A 21,470-nucleotide genomic window follows, 5' to 3' on the forward strand; every position below is an offset into this window, starting at 1 on the left:
GGCCGACACCTGACTCCGCCGGCGGGGACGGGGCGAGGCCCCGCGTCCAAGCCCCGCATGCAGGCCCCGCGTCCTGGCCGAGGGGCCCGGGACGTCCCGGGCCGGGCCGGAGCTCGCGCGCCCTGCGCGTCCGCGCGGGCGCTGGACGCGGTTCGTCAGCGCAGCGAGCGCATCAAATGAGGGCGACCGGCGAGCGGGCCGACGCGATCAAGGACGGGTTGGTTCTGCCGACCTCCACGTCCGCTGCCTGGTGGGCCCCACATCTTGTCGGGACGCGGACGTGGATGCAGAGCCGCGCGCGGGCCGGCCCGTTTCTCCGATCCGCAGGGTCTCCGCGCGGACCCATCCGCCGCCGCGCCGTGAACCCATAGCCCCCTTCGTCCCGGCGGCCTGTGCAGTAATGGCGCAACTTGCGCCATCTTGTGCAGCTATTTATCCAGATGAATGATTGACGAATCCGACTCTATCGGCTCAGATAATGCGCCTGATGGCGTTCGAACCGGCTCTCAGGTGTCGTCTGGCTCGGGTCGGCAAGGTTCGGTCCCATGAGCTACATGTTCAAGGTCCCCTCCGGCGCCGTGGCGGGGGCGATCGCGCAGCAGATCACGTCACAGGGCTACGCGGTTCTCGAGGACTACGTGAGCCCGGAGGACCTGCGCGTCGCGCAGGCTTTCGTCGCGCGGGCGGTCGCCGCGAAGGGCGGTGAGTACGCGGGTTTCACCGGGACGAAGGATCTCGGCGGCACGTTCCTGGCCGCCCTGCCGGACGACCCGACCTTCAACGCCCTGTGCCGCGGCATCTACGAGAGCGCCGTGGGACGGCCCGCGCCGGATGTCGGCTACTACCAGATCCTGCGCTGTCTGGCGGGACATGGCGCCAGGACGCACTCGATGCGCTTCCACTTCGACTCGTACGTGCTCACGGCCCTCGTCCCCGTCACGATGCCGGACCACGGTACTCCGGGGCGCCTGATCATCCACCCGAACACCCGCGCACTGCGTCGGAGCTACCTCCGCAACCTCGTCGACAAGGCGCTGGTCGACAATCCGCTCGCGCAGAAGCTCCTGACCCGCGCCTACGACCGCGGCAGCGACCGCGTGATCCGCCTGCCGCTGAAGCCGGGAAGCCTTTACTTCTTCTGGGGCTACCGCTCGCTGCACACGAACGAGCCCTGCGCGTCCGACGCGATCCGGGCCACGGCCCTGCTGCACTACGTCGATCCGCACGCGGGCAGCCGGCTCAAGCGGGTGCTGCGGCGGCGCTAGTGTCGGCCCTTCCAGGGCACCAGCACGCGCTCCAGGCCCCGCATCCCGAGCTCGAACAGGCCCGCGAACAGGCCGATCAGCAGGATGCCCATCACCACCACGTCGGTGCGCAGGAAATTGGAGGCGTTGAGGACGAGCTGGCCGAGCCCGGCCTGGGCCGCCACCATCTCGGCGGCCACCAGGGTGGTCCAGCCCACGCCCATGCCGATCCGCAGGCCGATCAGGATCTCCGGCAGCGCCGCCGGGAAGACCACGTGGCGCAGGACCTGCCAGCGGCTCGCCCCGAGGGCGCGCGCGGCGTTGATCTGGTCGACCGAGGCGGAGCGCACCCCCGCCCGCGCGGCGAGCGCCACCGGGGCGAGGCAGGCGAGGAAGATCAGCAGCACCTTCGACAGCTCGCCGATCCCGAACCAGATGATCATCAGGGGCAGGTAGGCGAGCGGCGGCAGCGGCCGGTAGAACTCGATCGGCGGGTCGAGGATGCCCCGGGCGATCCGGCTCGTGCCCATGGCGAGCCCGGCCGGGATGCCCACCAGGGCGGCGAGCGCGAAGGCGCCGAGGACGCGCAGGAGGCTGTCGCCGATGTGGAGCCCGAGCGGGGCGCCGTCGATCTCCCCGCGCCAGGCCTGACCGAAGGCCGCCAGGACCGCCTCCGGCGGCGGCAGGAACAGCGGCTTCACCCAGCCGGCACGGGTGGCGACCAGCCAGAGGCCGAGGGCTGCCAGCACCGTGGCGGCGCTGACCGCCGGCACCAGGATCCCGCGGCGGCGGCGGATTCCGGTGCGCGCCAGCGGGGCCTTCGCCGGAGCCGAGGCCGGGGCCGTGTCCGGGATCACGTCCGGGATCACGTCCGGGACCGCGTCCGGGACCGCGTCCGGCGCGGCGCGGGGCAGACCGCTCATCGGACGGCCCCAGGCGCCGCGCCGGCGCCGCCGCGGATGCGCGCGAGCACGCGCTCGCGCACGGCGATGAAGGCGGGGTCCGACTTCACGGCCCGCGCGTCGCGGCCCTCGACGAACGCCCGGGAGAAGGGCAGGTCCAGCGTCTCGACGATGCGGCCGGGCCGCGGGCTCATGATCACCAGCCGGGTGGCGAGGAACACCGCTTCCTCGACGTCGTGGGTGATGAAGAAGGCCATCTTGCCGGTCCGGTGCCAGATCCGGAGGATCAGCTCCTGGATCTGCTCGCGGGTGAAGGCGTCCAGCGCGCCGAGCGGCTCGTCCATCAGCAGGGCGCGCGGGTCTCCGGCGAGCGCCCGGGCGAGGCCGACCCGCTGCTGCATCCCGCCCGAGAGCTCGTAGACCTTCCGGTCGGCGCAGTCGGGCAGGCCGACGAGGTCGAGCGTCGCCAGGGCGATCCGCCGCCGCTCCGCCCGGGGCACGCCCCGCATCTTCGGTCCGAAGGCCACGTTCTCGGCGACGTCCAGCCAGGGCATCAGGGCGTGGCGCTGGAACACCACGCCCCGCTCGGCCCCCGGACCCCGGACCGGCGCGCCGTCGAGGAGGATGCGGCCCTCGGTGGGCGCCAGGAATCCCGCGATCGCCGAGAGCAGGGTGGTCTTGCCGCAGCCCGAGGCGCCGAGCGCCACCACGAACTCCCCGGGACCGATGGTCAGGTCGATCCCCGACAGCGCGGCGACCGCGTCGGCGCCCTGCCCGTAGCGGACGCTCAGGTTGCGGATCTCGATCATGGGCCCTCCGGTCCGGGGACAGGCTATTTCCGGGCCGCGTCCACGACCTCCGTCGTGACGAACCGGGCGTAGTCGGGCGCCAGCGCCTGCACGCGCCCCTGCGCCTTCAGGAAGGCGGCGGTCTCGGTAAGCGCCTTGGCGGCGCCGCCGCCGAGCCAGGCCGGGGAGGCCTGCGCCTCCAGGGTCGGGAACCGGTAGGCCGCGAGGCTCGCGGGCACCTCGGCGGGCGCCGAGCCGCTGATCCGGGCCACCGCCGCCACCTCCGGCGCGTCGGCGCCCCAGGGCCTGGCGGCGTAGGCCGCGTCCTGGGCGGCGATCAGCCGGACGAGCGTCACCAGGAAGTCCCGGTTCCGCGCCGCCCAGGCCCGGTCGACCACGAGGCCGTCGAAGGTCGCCTTGCCCCGGCGGGCGAGGTCGCCGGCCGAGACCACCACGGTGCCGGACTTCTTCACCCGGGCGAGCACCGGGTCCCAGATGAAGGTCGCGTCGATGTCGCCCCGCTCCCAGGCGGCGGCGATCTCGGGCGGCCGCATGTTGAGGATCCGGACGTCGGCCTGCGTGAGCCCGGCCTCCGCCAGGGCGGCGATCAGCTGGTAATGCGCGGTCGACACGAACGGCACCGCGACCGTCTTGCCGCGCAGGTCGGCCACGCCCGTCACGCCGCTGCCGGCGCGGGCCACGAGCTGCTCGGCGTCGGCGATCTCGTCGAGGATCCAGAACAGCTGGATGTCGAGCCCCTGCGAGGCGGCCGCCGCGATCGGGCTCGACCCCGCCTCGCCGATCTGGACGCTGCCCGAGGCCATGGCGCGGATCACGTCGCCGCCGCCGCCGAACTTGCGCCAGTGGATCGTGTAGCCGGTCGCCTTCTCGATCGCCCCGGAGGCCATCAGGGCGCGGAACGGCACCACCATGTCCTGGTGGGCGAAGGTGACCTCCCGGTCGGCCGCGCGGGCGGTGCCGGGGAACGGCGCGCCGAGGGCCAGGGCGGCCAGGGCGGCCAGCGCGACGGCGCGGCGGTGCGGACCGGCAGATGTCATGAGATGTCCCCCATTCCGGCCGGCCCGGCGCGGGGCGACTCGGGCGGCCGGGCGCAGGGTCGACCGAGCTCGGCCACGAAGGCAAGGGCCCGTGCCCTGCCCCGGTCGCGCCCGGGATCCGCCTCGCGCCGCGGCCCCCGCGGCGGTGCGCGGGTCGCGGGCAGCCGACCGCGGCGGTGCGCGGACCGCGCGCGCCGGAATATCCATCTCCCCGGACGCGCGCGATACCCGGTGCCGTTCTCCGAACCGCCCTCGCCGGAGGCGCCCGCCATCGTCGTCCCGGAGTCGCGGCCCGGCGGGCGCGCAGCCGGCGCGGGACCGCCGGCTGGAAGATCGTTCCTCGCCGCCGCGTGGCTGGGAGACGAGAATTTGGGCGTGCAAAACCCGCGGGCCGGCTCCGGCGGCGGCCCCGCTCAGGCCGCGCGCAGCGCGGCGATCTCGTCGATCGTGGCGGCCGCCTGGGCCCGGAGCGCGGCCAGCAGCGCGGTGACGTCCTCGCCCGCGCGGCAGGCCGTCTCGAAGGCCCGGCAGGTCGCGGCCAGATCCAGGAAGCCGATCATGCTGGCCGCCGACACCATGGCGTGCGCGTCCCCCATCAGCCGCGTCCGGTCGCCGTCGGTCGCCGCCGGCCCGAACCGCTCGGCGAGCTCCTTCGCCAGCATCGCCAGGAGGTCGCCCATGCGCGCCCGGCCGACCATCGCGGTCATCTCGTCCAGGGTGGCCCGGTCGATCGTCTCCGCGCGGCGCGGCGGCTCGGCGCGAGGGGCCGCCCACCGGTCGATCGCGGCGAGCAGCGCGTCCGCGCGGAACGGCTTGCCGATATGGTCGTCGAGCCCGGCGGCGCGCAGCTCGGCCACCTGCTGCGGCAGGACGTTCGCCGTCATCGCGAGGATCGGCAGGCGGCCGGCGGCGCCGCCCAGGGCGCGGATCCGCCGGGTCGCCGCGATGCCGTCCATCACGGGCATCTGCACGTCCATCAGGACGACGTCGTAGGACCGCGCCTGGACGGCCGCCACCGCGGCGACCCCGTCGGCCACCACGTCCACCGCGTGCCCGGCGCGCTCCAGGATCATCCGGGCGAGGTCCTGGTTGAGCGGCACGTCCTCGGCCAGGAGCAGGCGGCGGCCGGTCGCGCGGGCGATCGCCGAGGCCGGCGCGGTCGCGCGGGCCGGCGGGACCGCCGCGGGCAGGTCGGCCTCGAACCAGAAGGTCGAGCCGTGCCCGACCGTGCTCGCGACGCCGATCGTCCCGCCCATCAGCGTGACGAGGGATTTCGAGATGGCGAGCCCCAGCCCGGTGCCGCCGTACTCGCGGCTGATCGAGCCGTCGACCTGCGAGAAGCGCCGGAACAGGCGGTCGCACTTGTCGGTCGGGATCCCGATGCCGGTGTCGCGGACCGCGAAGCGCAGCCGCGTCCCGCCGATCGCGTCCGGGCTGACCCGGACCGACAGGTCGATGCCGCCCGACGCGGTGAACTTCACGGCGTTGTTGAGCAGGTTGAGCAGGATCTGCCGGAGGCGGTCCTCGTCGCCCTCGACCCAGTCGGGCAGGCCCGGGCCTTGGGCGAGCGTGAGGGCGAGCCCCTTGCGCTCCGCGGAGGGGCGCACGATCGACACCGCGTTGTCGATCAGCGCCTCCAGGGCGAAGGGCCGGGGCACGATCTCGATCTGCCCGGCCTCGACCTTCGAGAAGTCGAGGACGTCGTTGACCACGGTCAGGAGCGCGGCCCCGGCGGTGCGGATGCGGTCGGCGTTCCGGCGCGCCGACGGTCCGAGATCCGTCCCGTCGAGGAGCAGGTCGGCGTAGCCGATCACCCCGTTGAGCGGCGTGCGGATCTCGTGGCTCATGGCGGCGAGGAACTCGCTCTTGGCCGCGCTCGCCCGCTCCGCCTCCAGGCGCGCGGCGTCGGCCGCCGCCTTGGCGGCGAGGAGCGCCGCCTCGGCGGCCTTGCGGGCGGTGACGTCGATGTTGAGGCCGATCATCCGCCGCGCCTGCCCGGGCGCGCCGCGCCCGACGCCGTTGATCCAGCGCACACCCCCGTCCACGGTGGGGACCCGGAACTCGATCGAGAAGGTCTGCCCGGCGGCCGCGGCGGCGGCCGCGATCCGCAGCGCCCGCTCGCCGTCGGCGCGGTCGATCAGGGCGAGCCAGTCCCGGGTGTCGAGGGCGTGGTTCCGGTCGGTCTCGATGCCGTGGAGCCGCGCGCTCTCGGGGGACCACTCGATCCGGCCGCTGTCGAGGTCGAGGTGCCACGTCCCGGCATGGGCGGCCTGCTGGGCGAGGTGCAGCAGGCTGCTGGCATCCTCCACGGCGCGCCGGGCGGTGACGATCTCGTCGATGTCGAGGGCGGTGCCGAGCATGCCCACCATGCTCTCGCCCTGCCAGATCGGCAGGAGCACGATCTTGTGCCAGCGGTAGGCGCCGTCGTGCCGCTGCAGGCGGCCTTCGACCTCGTAGGGCGCGCGTCGGGCGGGCGCCTCCGACCACAGCCGCTCCATCCGCTCCGTGTCGTCGGGATGCGTCCGGGCGATCCGGGCGGCGCGCGTCGGGCCGATCGGGCCGTAGTAATCCTCGAAGCGCCGGTTGACGTAGGAGGCGTCGCCGGTCTCCGTGCTGGCGATCCAGACGAGCTGCGGCAGCGCGTCGGCCAGGGCGCGGTAGCGGGCCTCGCTCAACCGCAGGGCGTCCTCCGCGGCCTTGCGGGCGCTCACGTCGCGCAGGGTCGCCACGTAGCCGTCCGGGGCGCCGGTCGCCCGATCGTGGGTCAGGCTGAACGAGATCTCCACCCAGACCCAGTGCCCGTCCCGGTGCCGGTAGCGCTGGGAGGTCAGGGCGCGGGACGCGCGGCCGCCGGTGAGGTCGTCGAGGACGCGGCGGTACGCGCCGACCTCGTCGGGATGGACGAAGTCGAGGGGATGGGTGCCGATCAGCTCCTGCGGGTCGTAGCCTAGGACGGCGCGCACCGCCGGCGAGACGTAGCGGCGGCGGGCAGTCAGGTCGGACCAGATGATGATGTCGGTGGCGTTCTCGGCCAGCAGCCGGTAGCGGCGCTCGCTCTCCTCCAGGTCCCGCTCGGCGATCCGGTTCTGGGTCACGTCGCCGAAGGTCAGGACCGTGCCGCCGTCCGGCAGGGCCGCGCACCGGACCTCCAGGATCGGGCCGCCGGGCAGGCGCCAGTCGAACAGCGGCGGCAGCCCGGCGCGCGCGCCCGTTCCGAGGCCCGGATCGGACCCGGCCGCCGCGCAGTCGCCGCGGGCCCGCTGGTAGGCGCGGATGTCCGGGAGGGCGACGCCCGCCCGCAGGACGTCGTCCGGCAGGTCGAGCAGGTCCGCGGCGCTCCGGTTGAACGCGCGCACCCGCTGGTCGGCGTCGAGGACGACGAGGCCCTGGTCCATGCTGTCCAGCGTGCCGCGCAGGATCATGTCGGTCTCGCGCGCCCGCCGCTCCGACCGGACGAGGTCGGTCACGTCGAGGATGAGGCCGTGCAGGGCGACGAGCGCGCCGTCGGGCCCGAACTCGGGCAGCCCCTGGATGATCGCGTCCAGCACGGTCCCGTCCGGGCGGACGATGCGGGCCCGCGCCTGGTAGGGGATTGCCGGCCGGCTTCCTTCCAGGATCCCCTCGAGCCGCGCGACCAGGGCGGCGCGGTCGTCCGGATGATAGCACGCGACGTGCTCGGCGAGCGGCAGGTCGCACGCGCCGGGCGTCCCGAGCAGCCGCGCGAGACTCGCCGATCGGGTCACCCGGCGGGTCCGCGGATCGAGACGCCACTGCCCGAAGCCGGGGCCCCCGTCCCAGGGTGCAGGCTCGCCCGCGGCCCGGCGCGGAGCGGGATCCGGCGGCGCGGCCGGGCGGGTCGCGTCAATCTGCATCGGCCCCAGGGTTCCCCACCACCGGCGCGGACCGCGCCCGGGCGCGCCCTCGGCACGCATCGGGGCGAACCTGCTCGCGCGACGGTTGCTGATTCCTTGCCGGCACCGTGCGGCATTCGGCACCTGTCCGGCCGGCGATCACGATCGCTTGAGGGGCCGGCGCGCGGCGTCCCCGGCCCGGTGCGGGAACGGGTGCGGGGACGGGTGCGGCCCTACCGCACCAGCCGCTCCACGATCGCCCGCACCTGCGCCCGATCCGCCGGCTGCGGGTCGACCGAGCGGTGGATCGTCAGGCCCTCGATCATGGCGTCGAGGGCCTTGGCGGTCTCCGGCGCGAAGTGCCGTTCCAGGGCGGCCCGGCTCTTGGCCATCCAGTCCTGCATGACCCGGCGCAGCGGCGGGTTCCGGGCCGCGAAGGCGTAGAGTTCGTAGCTCAGCAGCATCGTGCGCGGGCTCGCCCAGAGGTCGCTCACGATCAGGTCGACCACGGCCTCGCAGGCCTCGTCGACGGTCGCGGCCGCGGCGAGCCGGTCGGCGAACCGCGCCGAGACCGTGTCGGCGAGCCCGGTGAACGCCTCGGTCAGAAGCGCGTCGAGGCTGTCGAAATGGTAGGTCATGGAGCCCAGCGGCACGTCGGCCGCCGCCGCGACCCGGCGGTGGGTCGTGCCGGCGACGCCGTGCTCGGCGACGACGTCGAGGGTCGCCCGGATGATGCGCGCCCGGCGATCCGGGTCGAAACGGCGCTGGGCGGCGGGCAAGGGGACCTCCTCGGATCCGGTTCAGGGCAGCCGGGCCGTGACGCGCGCGGCCTTGATATGTACATCTGTACGCATAGCTAGGGTCCGACGCGGCCGGAGGGAGGTCCCCACCATGAACACAGAGATCGTGAAGACCCAGAAGCAGAGGATGCTGGCGGGCGAGCTGTACTGCGCCGACGACCCGGAACTGGCCGCCGACAACCGGCGCATCTCGGAATGGATGGACCGGTATAACGCCGCGCAGACGCGGAGCCAGCCCGAGCGGCAGGCGCTCCTGGAGGAGGCCTTCGCGCGGGTCGGCCCGGGCTGCAACATCCGGCCGCCGTTCCACTGCGACTACGGCTACAACATCAGCCTGGGCCGCGGCGTGTTCCTGAACTTCGGGTGCAGCATCCTCGACGTGATGTCGGTCACGATCGGCGACCTGACGCAGATCGGCACGGCCGTGCAGATCCTGACCCCCGATCATCCGCGCGAGCCGACCCAGCGCCGGCAGATGCTGGAATTCGCCCGCCCGGTGGTGATCGGCGCCAATGTCTGGATCGGCAGCGGCGCGATCATCCTCCCCGGGGTCACGATCGGCGACGACGCGATCGTCGGGGCGGGCAGCGTGGTGACGCGCGACGTCCCGGCCGGCGCCACCGTGGTGGGGAACCCGGCCCGGCCGCGGCCGTGAGGAGGTGAGGGCGCGCGGGGCGCGTGCTGCGTGGGGGAGCGGTCCGGCCGCGTCGGCCCTCCGTCGAGCGTGCCAGCGCTCCCGTCCGGGCCGGAACTCCCGTCCGGGCCGGAACTCCCGTCCGGGCCGGAACTCCTGTCCGGGCCGGAACTCCTGTCCGGGCCGGACCTGCCGGGGACGCCGACGACCGGTCGCGGCCGGTTCACGCGGCCGCGCGGCCAAGCTGAGCGGCCCCGCGGCATCGCTGCCGCGGGCCGGGGGGGGGGCGATGCCGGGATCGAGGCACCGGGATATCGAGGCACCGGAATCGAACGGCCGGCGCGGCCCGTCCCCTGGCCTGCCGCGCCCGCGTTCGGGCGCGGCGTGGCGGCTGGATCAGTCCTTGCGGATCGGGGCCGCCGGAGCGCCTGTCTCGCCGAAGCCGAAATCGGCCAGCCGGTAGGAGAGCTGCGCGAAGCCGCCGTAGCGACCGGTCTCGAACTTCATCGGGCTGGGCGGCGAGAACGGGAAGGCCGTCGTGTGCGCCTTGTCGGCCTGGAGCTGCCAGTAGCGGCCGCCGACGCCGACGCTGACGGACGGCGTCAGGTCGTACGAGATGATCCCCTCCAGGAAGTAGCCGTCGCCGCGGCCGCCTTCCGGCCCCGGATTGATGTCGGGCCGCAGCCAGTGCCGGTCGACGCCGCTCAGGCTCACGACCGGCAGGTAGGCGCCTTCCAGGCTCAGCCGGACCCGGTCGAACCGCGCTTCGCCGATCACGCCGACGCGCAGCGCGTTCCACTGCATGCTCTCGCCCAGCGTCTTCATGCTGGTCGGGTAGGGTCTGGCGCAGGGAGCCCCGCCCGCCACCTGACGGCAGCCGTAGCCGTTATACAGTTCGGACGCGAACTGGTAGCCGAGGAAGCCGCCGAGCTTGTACCCGTCCCGGCGCAGCACGTCGTAGCCGAGATCGATCACGCCGTAGCCGATGTCGCCGTCCTTGATCGGCGACAGCGTCTTCGAATAGCGGCGCAGGGCGGGCGGGAAGTCCTCGTCGGCGAGGCGGCCGCCGGTGACGCCGCCCGAGCCGAGGAAGCCCTTGGCGAACAGGCCCGTGGGGTTGTGCTCGAGCCGTGCGAAGCTCTCGCCGGCATGCGCCTGGGTGTTGTTGTAGGTCAGGCGCGAATTGAGCTGGCCGGGCGCGTCGGGGTCGCCGAGCTTCTCGCGCGGTGTCCCGGAGCTGAAGAAGTAGCGCAGACCGCCCTCGAAATCCCAGGTGGCCGGGCCTGCCGACGCGATCGGGGCCAGGGTGGGAAGGCCGGCTCCGAACCGGTAGTTGAGGCCGACGCGGGCCAGGAAGCCGTCCGTCGCGACCCGCATGCCGGCGTGGTAGCCGGTCAGCACGGGGTACGACGGAGCCGGGAGGACCGCCCGGGAGCCGAGATCGTAGTAGAGACCCTCGACCTTGGCGGAGAGGTGCTCGCTGAAGGCGTGCTCGATGCCGGCGCCGGCCACGTAGCCCAGGCGCACCGCGCCCTGGCGCCCGTCGAACAGCGGGAAACCGGCCAACGACAGGTTGTTGTCGGTTCGGACCGTGCCCGCGGCGAGGCCGCCCGTGGCGTAGACGAGGGTGCGATCGACAGCGAAGCCGATCCTGCCGCGCAGGGTGGCGAGCTCGTCCAGCCTCTGGCCGGAATGGGCGATGCTGCGGCGATAGAAGCCGCCGCCCGCGGCCGGAAAGGCGCCCTCGCGGCGATCGTAGCCCCACAGCCGGGTGAATTGGTAATCCGCTGCGGCGCCGGCGACGAAGCCGGAATTCACCTGCCAATCGTAGCCGACCTCGGCGCCGCCGACGAAGCTCCCGTCCGAGGCCCGCTTCGATGGAATGACCGGGCAGTTCCGGGCTCCGGGCTGCCCGTCCGGACCTGTGCAGACGAACTGCGTGGCCCGATCGAGGGTCCCGTAACCGGCGAACAGGCCGGCATGCGCTCCGGTCCAGGAGAAGATCGGCACGGCCGTCGCCGCCGGCGGAAGGGCCCGCCGCGGGAGGTCCGCCGCCATCGCGGTCTGCGACAGCAGGCACAGGAGAAGTCCGGAACTCGAGATGCGGTACATGTAGTGTCCCCCGCCGCGCGTCGTCGAAGGCATGAGCGTCAAGGTCTCTTCGCCGGTGAGGCTTCGGATGCCGAAGCGGAACTTCTGCTGATCTCGCGCGGTTCGCATGATGCGTTCTCATGACTAGGTCATGATGTCTCGATTCTGAAGCGTGGATTTTCGAGATCATTCCTCAAATTCGACTGGTTATGCAATCGTTGAGACGAGAATGATATTTTATAGATCTCACGGATTTTATAGAATGAGTATTTTGAGAGTTTATTCGAGTCATTGTGGGCGGAAATGTTGCTCTGATCTTCGGTCGTGCCGCGGCTTGGTTCCGTTCGTTTTTGCGGCTGGGTGATGCGTTCGTGCATCACCTGCGCCCTGCCCGGTCCAACCCAGGGCGGCCACGGGGCCGGGCCGCCGGCCCGACGCGATGCCCGTCGCGATACCGCTCCGGCGCGTTCCTGGCGGGGCGGCCCGGTCCGGGGAACCATCCGGGCGGCCCGAGCCTTCCTGGGCGGGATTGCGGGCGGATCCGGCCGCGAGTCCCCTGGAAACGCCCGCCCGTCTTCCCGGGCGGCGAGAGAGGAAACCTCACGTGCGTTCAACGATCATTGCCGCCGCCCTGCTGGCGGCCCTCGGTTCCGCCGTCGCGATCCCGGCCTCCGCCGCGCCGATCGGCCCCGGCACGGGCGTGTCGGCGCCCGCCGGCATGGTCTCGACGGTCCAGATGGATCCCGTCGAGCGCCACATGATGCGCCGTCGCATGGAGCGCCGGATGATGCGCCACCGGATGGAGCGCCACATGATGCATCGGGAGATGCGCCGCGAGATGCGCCACCGCGAGATGCGTCGCGAGATGATGCGCCGCATGTGACGCGCATCCGCGCCGGGGCTGCGTCCGCCCCGGCGCGGGCCGGGGCAGAGCCGCGAGGCGGGCTTCCCGCATCGCGGGGGCTGGGCTCGGGCTGGCCGGGGGTGCCACGTCCGAGGCGATCGAACCATCCGCGCCCCGACGCGTTTCTGGCCACCGACAAGGGAGGATTGGTACGATGAAGGCGATTCTGGCAGCGGCCGCGGTGAGCCTCGGCATTCTGGGCGTGGTCGGCCCGGTCTCCGCGCAGCCGCGCCCCGACTACGACGATTACGGCGGCCGGGGCTACCGCGACCGCGGCGACTACGATTACCGGGACCGCGGCTACCGCGACCGGGACGATTACCGCGGCCGCGCCAATTACGGGTTCGACGAGCGCGAGTACCTGCGCTGCAATCCGGATGTCCGCCGCGCCGTGGCCAACGGCCAGATGGAATCGGGTGCCGCCCACTACAAAGTGTTCGGGCGTCGCGAAGGCCGGCGGCTGAGCTGCTGACCGGATCGGCCGGCTCCCGGCCGGGCGCGCCTATCGCGGGCGTGCCCGGTCGCGCAGCAGGTTGATGATGAGGGCCGTCCAGCCGGTCTGGTGCGCGGCGCCGAGGCCCCGCCCCGTATCCCCGTCGAAGAACTCGTGGAACAGCAGCGCCTCCTCGGCACCCGGCGCCGGGGCGATCGGCGGCCGGGTCCCGAAGGCTGGCCGGCGCCCGGTCCCGTCCTTGGCGAACAGCGCGATCAGGCGGTCCTCGAGGGCGTCCGCGATGGCGCTGAGCGTCAGCATCGCGCCCGAGCCCGTCGGGTACTCCACTAGGAAGTCGTCGCCGTAATAGGTGTGGAAGCGCCGCAGCGCCTCGACGATGAGGAAGTTCATCGGCATCCAGACCGGGCCGCGCCAGTTCGAGTTGCCGCCGAACATGTTCGAGGTGGAATCGGCCGGGTCGTACCGGACCGTGAAGGAGGCACCGAGCTCGTTGAGCACGTAGGGCGCGTCGCGGTGCACCTTCGACAGCGAGCGCACGCCGTAGGGCGAGAGGAACTCGGCCTCGTCGAGCATGCGGCGCAGCAGCGCCTTCATCCGGTGGCCGCGCAGCAGCGACAGCAGCTTGCGGTCCTTCACGCCCCCCTCGGTCCAGCGGGAGACCAGGCGGGCGAGGTGGGGCCGGTTCTCCAGCACCCAGTTCAGGCGCCGGGCGAAGTCCGGCAGCCGGTGGAGCACGGAGGGCTCGATCACCTCGACGGCGAAGAGCGGGACCAGCCCGACCATCGAGCGGACCCGCAGCGGCAGCATCCCGCCGCCGGGGATGTCGACCTCGTCGTAGTAGAATTCGTCGATCTCGTCCCACAGGCCGTAGCCCTGCCCGTCCCCGCCCGACCCGCCCATGTCGGTCATGGCCTCGGCGATCAGCAGGAAGTGCTCGAAGAACTTGGAGGCGGTGCTCTCGTAGACGTCGTTGTGGAGGGCGAGCTCCAGGGCGATGCGCATCATGGTGAGCGCGTACATCGCCATCCAGGCGGTGCCGTCGGCCTGGTGCACCACCCCGAAGCCCGGGGGCGGGCGCGAGCGGTCGAACACGCCGACATTGTCGAGCCCCAGGAAGCCCCCCTGGAACACGTTGCGGCCCTGCGCGTCCTTGCGGTTCACCCACCAGGAGAAGTTGATCAGGAGCTTGTGGAACACGCCTTCCAGGAAGGCGAGGTCGCCGCGCCCGCCCCGCCGGTCCCGGTCGATCTCGAACACCCGGTAGGTGGCCCAGGCGTGGACCGGCGGGTTGGCGTCGCCGAACTCCCACTCGTAGGCCGGGAGCTGGCCGTTCGGGTGCATGTACCATTCGCGGGTGAGCAGCAGGAGCTGCTTCTTGGCGAAGTCCGGGTCCAGCAGGGCGAGCGGCAGGCAGTGGAAGGCGAGGTCCCAGGCGGCGAACCAGGGATATTCCCAGGTGTCGGGCATCGACAGCACGTCGGCCGCCGCGAAGTGGCGCCACTGGCCGTTGCGGCCGCCCGCGCGCCCCCGGGGCGGCGGCGGCTGGAGCGGGTCGCCCTCCAGCCAGCGCCGCACGTCGTAGCTGTAGAGCTGCTTCGACCAGATCAGGCCGGCGGCGGCCTGGCGGAAGATCGCGCGGGAATCCGCGCTCGCGATGCCGTCCTGCAATTCCTCGTAGAACGCGTCCGCCTCGGCCACCCGGCGGCGGACCAGGGACCCGTCGTCGACGGCCCGGGCGCGCAGGCCCGCCGACAGCCGCAGGCGGATCCGGGCGGTCTCCCCGGGCGCCAGCCGCAGCGCGTAGTGCAGGCCGAGCTTGGTGCCCGCGTCCCGGCGCACCGAAGCGGGATCGCCGTCGACGATCGCCGCGTGGAGACCGTCCTTGAACGGCCCCGCGGCGTCCGGCTGCCCGCCGTGCCGCCGCAGGTTGGTGTCGTTCTCGCAGAACAGCAGGTCCGGCGCCCCGTCGAAGGCGAGTCGGTACGGCCCGAGCCGCTCGTGGGTGCAGACGGCGCCCCCGTCGGGCGCGCGGGCGATCCGCGGGCGCGCCTGCCCGGCTTCCCACGACCACGTGTTGCGGAACCAGAGCTGCGGGACGAGGTGGAGGTCGGCGGGCTCGGGCCCCCGGTTCAGCGCGGTGATCACCGCGTGGACGTCGTCGGCGTCGGCCTTGGCGTACTCGACGGTGACGTCGAAGAACCGGTCCCCGTCGAAGACGCCCGTCTCCTCGATCTCGTACTCGGGCTGCTCCCGCCCGCGCCGCCCGTTCGCGTCGACGAGGTCCGCGTAGGGGAAAGCCGCCTGCGGGTAGCGGTACAGCATCTTCAGGTAGGCGTGGCTCGGGACCGCGTCGAGGTAGTGGTAGACCTCCTTCACGTCCTCGCCGTGGTTGCCCTCCTGGTTGGTCAGGCCGAACAGCCGCTCCTTGAGGATGCGGTCGCGCCCGTTCCAGAGGGCGAGGGCCAGGCACAGGTTGCCGCGCTCGTCGCAGATGCCGGCCAGCCCGTCCTCGCCCCAGCGATAGGCGCGCGAGCGGGCGTCCTCGTGCGTCAGGGCGGCCCAGGCGTTGCCGCAGGGGCTGTAATCCTCCCGCACGGTCCCCCATTGCCGCTCGCTGAGATAGGGGCCCCAGAGCGACCACGCCCGGTCGCCCCGTCCCTGCTCGGCGATCCGGCGGCGCTCGGCCCAGTCCACCGACGCGTCTCGACCCTCGCCCCGATCCCTGTCCCGATCCCCGTCCCGATCCTCGTCCGCGCGCGGCCCCATCAGCCGCGTCCCGGACGCGGGCCCGGTCGGCCGGGGCTGGGGGTGCGGCGGGGACGGGAGGCGGTCATCGGTCACGGCGGGTTGCTGCGGATGCGCCGGCCCGATGCATCATCGGCGCCATCCCGACCCGTCGGGACTTCGGGCCGCCGCACGGCTCCGTGAGCGCCCGCCGGCCGATCGCGCGCCCGCGCCGGTGACCGTCTCGGCCCACCCCCAAACCTTGACCCCGGTGAAGGTGAGCGACAGGATCGCGCCGGGTGATCTGCGACTCGACGCGCGGGGATCCGCGTTGATCTATCTGAATTCAGCGTTCGTCGGCGATCTGTCCGGCCACATCTTGGGGGAAAGATGACGCGACTATTGATGGCCGGCCTGGCCGGGCTGCTGTTCATGACCGCGGCGCGGGGTCAGGAAGGTGGCGCGCCGGTGAAGATCGGTGTCGCCGCGCCCATGACCGGGCCGAACGCGGCTTTCGGCGCCCAGATCCGGAACGGCGTGAGCCAGGCGGTGGAGGACATCAACAGGGCCGGCACGCTGAAGGGCACGACGCTGGCCGTCACGGTCGGCGACGACGCCTCCGACCCGAAGCAGGGCGTCTCGGTGGCCAACAAGTTCGCCAGCGACGGCGTGAAGATGGTCGTCGGCGACTACAATTCCGGCGTCACGATCCCGGCCTCCGACGTCTACCTCGACGCCGGCATCATCCAGGTCACGCCGGCCTCCACGAGCGTGAAGTTCACCGAGCGCGGCATGTGGAACACGTTCCGCACCTGCAGCCGCGACGACCAGCAGGGCGCGGTGGCGGGCAGCTACCTGGCCGCGCACTTCCCGGGCAGGAAGATCGCCTTCGTCCACGACAAGACGCCCTACGGCAAGGGGCTGGCCGACGAGACGCTGAAGGCCTTCAAGGCCAAGGGCGGCAAGGAGGTGCTGTTCGAGGGCATCAACCCGGGCGAGAAGGATTACGCGGCGCTCGTCTCCAAGATGAAGTCCGCCAACGTCGACGTCGTCTATTTCGGCGGCGTGCACACCGAGGCCGGGCTGATCATCCGGCAGATGCGCGATCAGGGCCTCGCCGCCCGCATGATGAGCGGCGACGCCATCCCCGACAAGGAATTCGTCCAGATCGCCGGCCCGGGCGCGGCCGGGACCCTGATGACCTTCGCGCCGGACGCCCGCAAGAACCCGAACGCCAGGGGCGTGGTGGCGGCGTTCAACGCCCGGGGCATCGATCCCGAGGCCTACACGCTCTACGCCTACGCGGCCGTGCAGGTCCTGGCCAAGGCGATGGCCGAGACCGGCTCCAGCGACGGCAAGGCGCTCGCCGACTGGCTGCACCGGGGCAAGCCGGTGGACACGGTGGTCGGCCCGATCGCCTACGACGGGAAGGGCGATCTCACCCGCCCCGACTACGTCATCTACGAGTGGACCAAGGGGCCGGACGGCCGGATCGACTATGCCGGGCACGAGGTGACCCCGTAGGCCGGTCGGGCCCGGAGGCCGCCGCCTTACCTAATTGGATGAGGGCGGCGATCTCAACGTGGCCGCCGCGAAGGCCTTATGCTCCCGCCCGACTGCGCCGCGGTCCGGGAGAGGGAGCCTTCATGTTCGACTTCAGCCAGCTCCGGTGCTTCGCCGCCGTGGCGGAGGAGCTGCATTTCGGGCGTGCGGCCGCCCGGCTGAACATGACGCAGCCGCCGCTGTCGCGGCAGATCCAGGTCCTGGAGCGCGTCCTCGACGTGCAGCTCCTGGAGCGCACCAGCCGCACGGTCCGGCTGACCGCCGCCGGCCGCAGCTTCCTGCCCGAGGCGCAGCGCATCCTGCGGCTCGCCGAGACCGCGACGCACGTCACCCGGCAGGTCGCGGCGGGGCGCGCGGGCGTCCTCAAGTTCGGCTTCACGGCGGCCTCGGCCTACGACTTCCTGCCGCGCCTCGTCACCGCGTTCCGGCGGGCGCTGCCGGACGTGACGCTCGCGCTGCGCGAGATGGTCAGCAAGGACCAGATCGAGGAACTGCTCGCCGGTCGGATCGACGCCGCGCTGGTGCGCCCGCCCGTGACGCACCCGGACCTGATCGCCGTCCGGGCGCTGGCCGAGCCCCTGGTGGTGGCCCTGCCGGCCGGGAACCCCCTGGCCCTGCGCGACGGGCTCACCCCCGCCGATCTCGGGCGCGAGCCGCTCATCGGCTACGCGCCCAACGAGGCGCGCTACTTCCACGACCTCGTCCTGGGCCTGCTCGCCGAGGCCGAGATCCGGCCCCCGACGGTCCAGCAGCTCACGCAGATCCACTCCATCCTGGCCCTGGTCCGGGCGGCGCTCGGCATCGCCCTGGTGCCGGCCGCCGCCGAGCGCCTGCGCTTCGAGGGCGTGGTGTTCCGCCCCCTCGTTCTGCCGGCGCCGCGCCCGGTGGAGTTGCTCCTCGCGTGGCGGCGCGACGCGGACGACCCGCTCATCGCCCAGCTTGTCTCGATCGTGGCCGAGATGCCGCCCGCGTGAGCCCGCACGGTCGATCGATGCGCGATCTGCATCGATCGATCCAGTGTTTGGCTTTGACCTCGCGGCGGAAGGCTGCGCGTGATGGGGCGGACGGCGCGCAGACGCCGCGACGCCCCCAGGGAGGATCGTGATGGACAGCCTCACCAACCGCTTCAAGGCGGCCCTCGCCGAGGGGCGCCAGCAGATCGGCCTGTGGTGCAGCCTCGCCAGCCCCATTTCCACCGAGGTGGTCGCCGGGGCCGGGTTCGACTGGCTGCTCCTCGACATGGAGCACTCGGCCAACGACCTCCGGGACATCTACGCCCAGCTCCAGGCGATGATGGAGGGGGACACGCACCCGATGGTGCGGGTGCCGAGCGACGACCCGATCACCATCAAGCGGATCCTCGACGCCGGCGCCCAGTCGCTGATGATCCCCAACATCGACGACGCCGCGCAGGCCGCCCGCGTGGTCGCGGCGACGCGCTACGCGCCCCGCGGCATCCGCGGCTTCTCGCAGGCGCCCCGCGCCGCCCGGTTCGGCCGGATCAAGGACTACCACACCCGCTGCGAGGCCGAGATCTTCGTGGCGGTGCAGGTCGAGTCCCGTCGCGCCCTCGACAATCTGGACGCGATCGCCGCCGTGGAGGGCGTGGACGGCGTGTTCATCGGGCCCGGCGACCTCTCGACCAGCCTCGGCTATGTCGGCCAGCAGGGCCACCCGGAGGTGGTCGCCACCATCGAGGCGGCGGTCGCCCGGATCGTCCGGGCCGGCAAGCAGGCCGGCATCCTCACGCCGAGCGAGGAGCTGGCCCGCCGCTACATCGCGGCCGGCACCCGCTTCACCGCGGTGGGCTCCGATATGGGGCTGCTCGCCCGCAGCTCCGAGGCGCTCGCCGCCCGCTTCCGCGCCTGAGTTCCGCAACGGGATCGTACCCATGAACATCGGATTCATCGGCCTCGGCATCATGGGCACGCCCATGGCCGGACACCTGATCGCGGCGGGCCACAGCCTGTTCCTCAAGACCCGGCGCAGCGTGCCCGAGGCCCTGCTCGCGGCGGGCGGCACCGCCTGCGCCACCGCCGCCGAGGTCGCCGAGCGCGCCGACACGATCATCCTGATGCTGCCCGACACCCCGGACGTGGAGCGGGTCCTGTTCGGCGCGGGCGGCGTCGCCGAGGGGCTGTCGCCCGGCAAGACCGTGATCGACATGAGCTCGATCGCGCCGCTCGCCACCAAGGATTTCGCCGCCCGGATCGCCGAGCGGGGCGGCGCCTATCTCGACGCGCCGGTCTCCGGTGGCGAGGTCGGGGCCAAGAACGCCGCGCTCTCGATCATGGTCGGCGGCGAGGCCGGGACCTTCGCGCGCGCCGAGCCCCTGTTCGCCGCGATGGGCAAGACGGTCACGCATGTCGGCCCGGTCGGGTCCGGACAGGTGGCCAAGGTCGCCAACCAGATCATCGTCGCCCTGACCATCGAGGCGGTGGCCGAGGGGCTGCTCTTCGCCTCGAAGGCCGGCGCCGATCCCGCCAAGGTGCGGCAGGCGATCACCGGCGGGCTGGCCACCTCGCGGATCCTGGAGCTGCACGGCGCGCGGATGATCGAGCGGACCTTCGATCCCGGCTTCCGCATCGGCCTGCACCAGAAGGACCTGAACCTAGCCCTGGACAACGCCCGGACGCTCGGCCTCAGCCTGCCCGCCACGGCGCTGGCGCAGCAGCTGTTCTCGGCCTGCGTGGCCCAGGGCGGCGCGGCCTGGGACCACTCCGCCATGGTGAAGGCCCTGGAGGCCCTGGCCAACCACGCGGTCGGCGACGCCGCCTGATCCCGACAGGAGCCCGGACGGGCGCGAGACGGAAGGAGCATCCGATGCAGGCCGAGATCGAAGCCCCGACCCGCCCGCACCCGGCCGGCGCCGGGGCCGGAGGGGCCGCCGGCGACGTGCCGCGCACGATCCGCCTGAGCGACGGCGACAACGTCGCGATCGTGGTCAACGCCTTCGGGCTGCCGGCCGGCACGGTCTTCCCGGACGGGCTGGAGCTCGTCGAGTTCGTGCCGCAGGGCCACAAGGTGGCGCTCACCGACATCCCGGAAGGCGGCGAGGTCCGCCGCTACGGCGAGGTTGTGGGCATCGCCACGCAACCGATCCCGCGGGGCGCCTGGGTGGAGGAATCCCGCGTCGCGACGCCGGTCGCCCCCGCCCTCGACGCCCTGGAGATGGCCACCCGCGTGCCGGCCCCCCTGCCCCCGCTCGAGGGCTACACCTTCGAGGGCTACCGCAACCCGGACGGGTCGGTGGGCACCAAGAACATCCTGGCGATCTCGATCAGCGTGCAGTGCGTCGCCGGCACCCTCGACGTGGCGATCCGGCGGATCAAGCAGGAGCTGCTGCCGCGCTTCCCCAACGTCGACGACGTGGTCGGCCTGACCCACGCCTACGGCTGCGGCGTCGCCATCAACGCCCCCGAGGCGGTGGTGCCGATCCGGACGCTCCAGAGCCTCGCGCAGAACCCGAATTTCGGCGGCGAGGTCATGGTCGTCGGCCTCGGCTGCGAGAAGCTCGTCTCGGAGCGGCTCCTGCCCGACAGCGGCGCGGCCGGCGACGGGGTGGTGCGGCTGCAGGACGAGCGCCACCGCGGCTTCTCGGCCATGATCGACAGCATCCTGACCATGGCGGAGGCCCGCCTGGAGGTGCTGAACCGCCGGACCCGCGAGACCTGCCCGGCCTCCGAGCTGGTCGTCGGCCTGCAATGCGGCGGCAGCGACGCGTTCTCGGGCGTCACCGCCAACCCGGCGCTCGGCTTCGCGGCCGACCTGCTGGTCCGCTGCGGCGCCACCGTGATGTTCTCCGAGGTGACGGAGGTGCGCGACGCGATCCACCTGCTCACCCCCCGGGCGAAGAGCCCGGAGGTCGCCGCGGCGCTGGTCCGCGAGATGGCGTGGTACGACGCCTACCTCGCCAAGGGCGAGGCCGACCGCCGGGCCAACCCGTCGCCGGGCAACAAGAAGGGCGGGCTCAACAACATCGTCGAGAAGGCGCTGGGCTCGGTCGCCAAGTCCGGCACCAGCGCCATTTCCGGGGTGCTGGCCCCCGGCGAGCGCGTGCGCGAAAAAGGCCTGATCTTCGCCGCGACGCCGGCGAGCGACTTCGTCTGCGGCACGCTGCAGCTCGCCTCGGGCATCACCCTGCAGGTGTTCTCCACCGGCCGCGGCACGCCCTACGGCCTCAGTCAGGCGCCGGTGATCAAGGTCGCCACCCGCACGGAGCTGGCCGAGCGCTGGTCCGACCTGATCGACCTCGACGCCGGCCGCATCGCCACCGGCGCGGCGACGATCGAGGAGGTCGGCTGGGAGCTGTTCCACCTGATCCTCGACGTGGCGAGCGGGCGCAAGCGCCCCTGGTCGGACCGGTGGGGGCTGTTCAACGACCTGACCCTGTTCAACCCCGCGCCGATCACCTGAGACTCACCGGCGGGACGGCCGGACGGTCGGGCGGGGCATGC

16 protein-coding genes are annotated in these 21,470 nt (G+C 72.8%); 9 read left to right on the forward strand and 7 right to left on the reverse strand.

Annotated features, from left to right (window positions below):
• Positions 1–545 precede the first annotated feature (545 nt).
• Positions 546–1,265 (forward strand): phytanoyl-CoA dioxygenase family protein, encoded by a 720-nt coding sequence (locus tag BLW78_RS06230; protein WP_091677615.1) that lies wholly within the window; start codon positions 546–548, stop codon positions 1,263–1,265.
• Here the strand turns inward: BLW78_RS06230 and BLW78_RS06235 are convergent.
• The 5 genes from BLW78_RS06235 to BLW78_RS06255 all read right to left on the reverse strand — a co-directional run bounded on the left by BLW78_RS06235 (position 1,262) and on the right by BLW78_RS06255 (position 8,622).
• Entirely contained in the window at positions 1,262–2,167 is a 906-nt protein-coding gene (locus tag BLW78_RS06235; protein ID WP_091677618.1) for an ABC transporter permease subunit, read from the reverse strand. The genes BLW78_RS06230 and BLW78_RS06235 overlap by 4 nt on opposite strands.
• A complete protein-coding gene (locus BLW78_RS06240; protein ID WP_091677620.1) occupies positions 2,164–2,955 on the reverse strand; it encodes a taurine ABC transporter ATP-binding protein in 792 nt (263 codons plus the stop codon). Before BLW78_RS06240 ends, BLW78_RS06235 begins: the two co-directional genes overlap by 4 nt.
• Positions 2,956–2,978: 23 nt before the next feature.
• Entirely contained in the window at positions 2,979–3,992 is a 1,014-nt protein-coding gene (gene tauA, locus BLW78_RS06245; RefSeq protein ID WP_091677624.1) for a taurine ABC transporter substrate-binding protein, read from the reverse strand.
• A gap of 413 nt (positions 3,993–4,405) precedes the next feature.
• Positions 4,406–7,864, reverse strand: coding sequence for a PAS domain S-box protein (locus BLW78_RS06250; RefSeq protein WP_091677626.1), 3,459 nt, complete (start codon positions 7,862–7,864; stop codon positions 4,406–4,408).
• Positions 7,865–8,076: 212 nt separating this feature from the next.
• A complete protein-coding gene (locus BLW78_RS06255; protein ID WP_020093203.1) occupies positions 8,077–8,622 on the reverse strand; it encodes a TetR/AcrR family transcriptional regulator in 546 nt (181 codons plus the stop codon).
• 112 nt (positions 8,623–8,734) lie between these two features.
• Between BLW78_RS06255 and BLW78_RS06260 the strand changes: the two genes are divergently transcribed.
• A complete protein-coding gene (locus BLW78_RS06260; protein WP_091677628.1) occupies positions 8,735–9,298 on the forward strand; it encodes a sugar O-acetyltransferase in 564 nt (187 codons plus the stop codon).
• A gap of 375 nt (positions 9,299–9,673) precedes the next feature.
• On the opposite strand, the gene BLW78_RS06270 is transcribed toward BLW78_RS06260, so the two are convergent.
• Positions 9,674–11,422 (reverse strand): outer membrane beta-barrel protein, encoded by a 1,749-nt coding sequence (locus BLW78_RS06270; RefSeq protein ID WP_244526802.1) that lies wholly within the window; start codon positions 11,420–11,422, stop codon positions 9,674–9,676.
• Positions 11,423–11,972: 550 nt separating this feature from the next.
• Here BLW78_RS06270 and BLW78_RS06275 point away from each other — a divergent pair.
• Together BLW78_RS06275 and BLW78_RS06280 are read left to right on the forward strand one after the other, a co-directional pair.
• Positions 11,973–12,251, forward strand: a complete 279-nt coding sequence (locus BLW78_RS06275; protein ID WP_012318753.1) for a hypothetical protein — start codon at positions 11,973–11,975, stop codon at positions 12,249–12,251.
• Between the two features lie 175 nt (positions 12,252–12,426).
• On the forward strand, positions 12,427–12,744 hold the full coding sequence (locus BLW78_RS06280) for a hypothetical protein (RefSeq protein ID WP_020093199.1): 318 nt from the start codon (positions 12,427–12,429) through the stop codon (positions 12,742–12,744).
• A 30-nt stretch (positions 12,745–12,774) separates the two neighbouring features.
• Here BLW78_RS06280 and BLW78_RS06285 read toward each other — a convergent pair whose 3' ends face one another.
• The gene (locus BLW78_RS06285) at positions 12,775–15,492 is read right to left on the reverse strand and encodes an MGH1-like glycoside hydrolase domain-containing protein (protein WP_244526804.1); all 2,718 of its coding nucleotides are present in this window, start codon (positions 15,490–15,492) and stop codon (positions 12,775–12,777) included.
• Between the two features lie 348 nt (positions 15,493–15,840).
• Here BLW78_RS06285 and BLW78_RS06290 point away from each other — a divergent pair, with 348 nt between their 5' ends.
• The 5 genes from BLW78_RS06290 (at position 15,841) to garD (ending at position 21,429) form a co-directional block, all read left to right on the forward strand.
• Positions 15,841–16,974, forward strand: a complete 1,134-nt coding sequence (locus BLW78_RS06290) for a branched-chain amino acid ABC transporter substrate-binding protein (RefSeq protein ID WP_091677634.1) — start codon at positions 15,841–15,843, stop codon at positions 16,972–16,974.
• A 122-nt stretch (positions 16,975–17,096) separates the two neighbouring features.
• Positions 17,097–17,987, forward strand: a complete 891-nt coding sequence (locus tag BLW78_RS06295) for a LysR family transcriptional regulator (protein WP_020093196.1) — start codon at positions 17,097–17,099, stop codon at positions 17,985–17,987.
• Positions 17,988–18,117: 130 nt separating this feature from the next.
• Entirely contained in the window at positions 18,118–18,882 is a 765-nt protein-coding gene (locus BLW78_RS06300) for an HpcH/HpaI aldolase family protein (protein WP_091677636.1), read from the forward strand.
• 22 nt (positions 18,883–18,904) lie between these two features.
• A complete protein-coding gene (locus tag BLW78_RS06305; RefSeq protein WP_091677639.1) occupies positions 18,905–19,792 on the forward strand; it encodes a 2-hydroxy-3-oxopropionate reductase in 888 nt (295 codons plus the stop codon).
• A gap of 44 nt (positions 19,793–19,836) precedes the next feature.
• Positions 19,837–21,429, forward strand: coding sequence for a galactarate dehydratase (gene garD, locus BLW78_RS06310; protein ID WP_091677641.1), 1,593 nt, complete (start codon positions 19,837–19,839; stop codon positions 21,427–21,429).
• Positions 21,430–21,470 lie beyond the last annotated feature (41 nt).

This window comes from Methylobacterium sp. 275MFSha3.1, from assembly GCF_900108435.1.
In the GTDB taxonomy this organism is placed as follows: Bacteria; Pseudomonadota; Alphaproteobacteria; order Rhizobiales; family Beijerinckiaceae; genus Methylobacterium.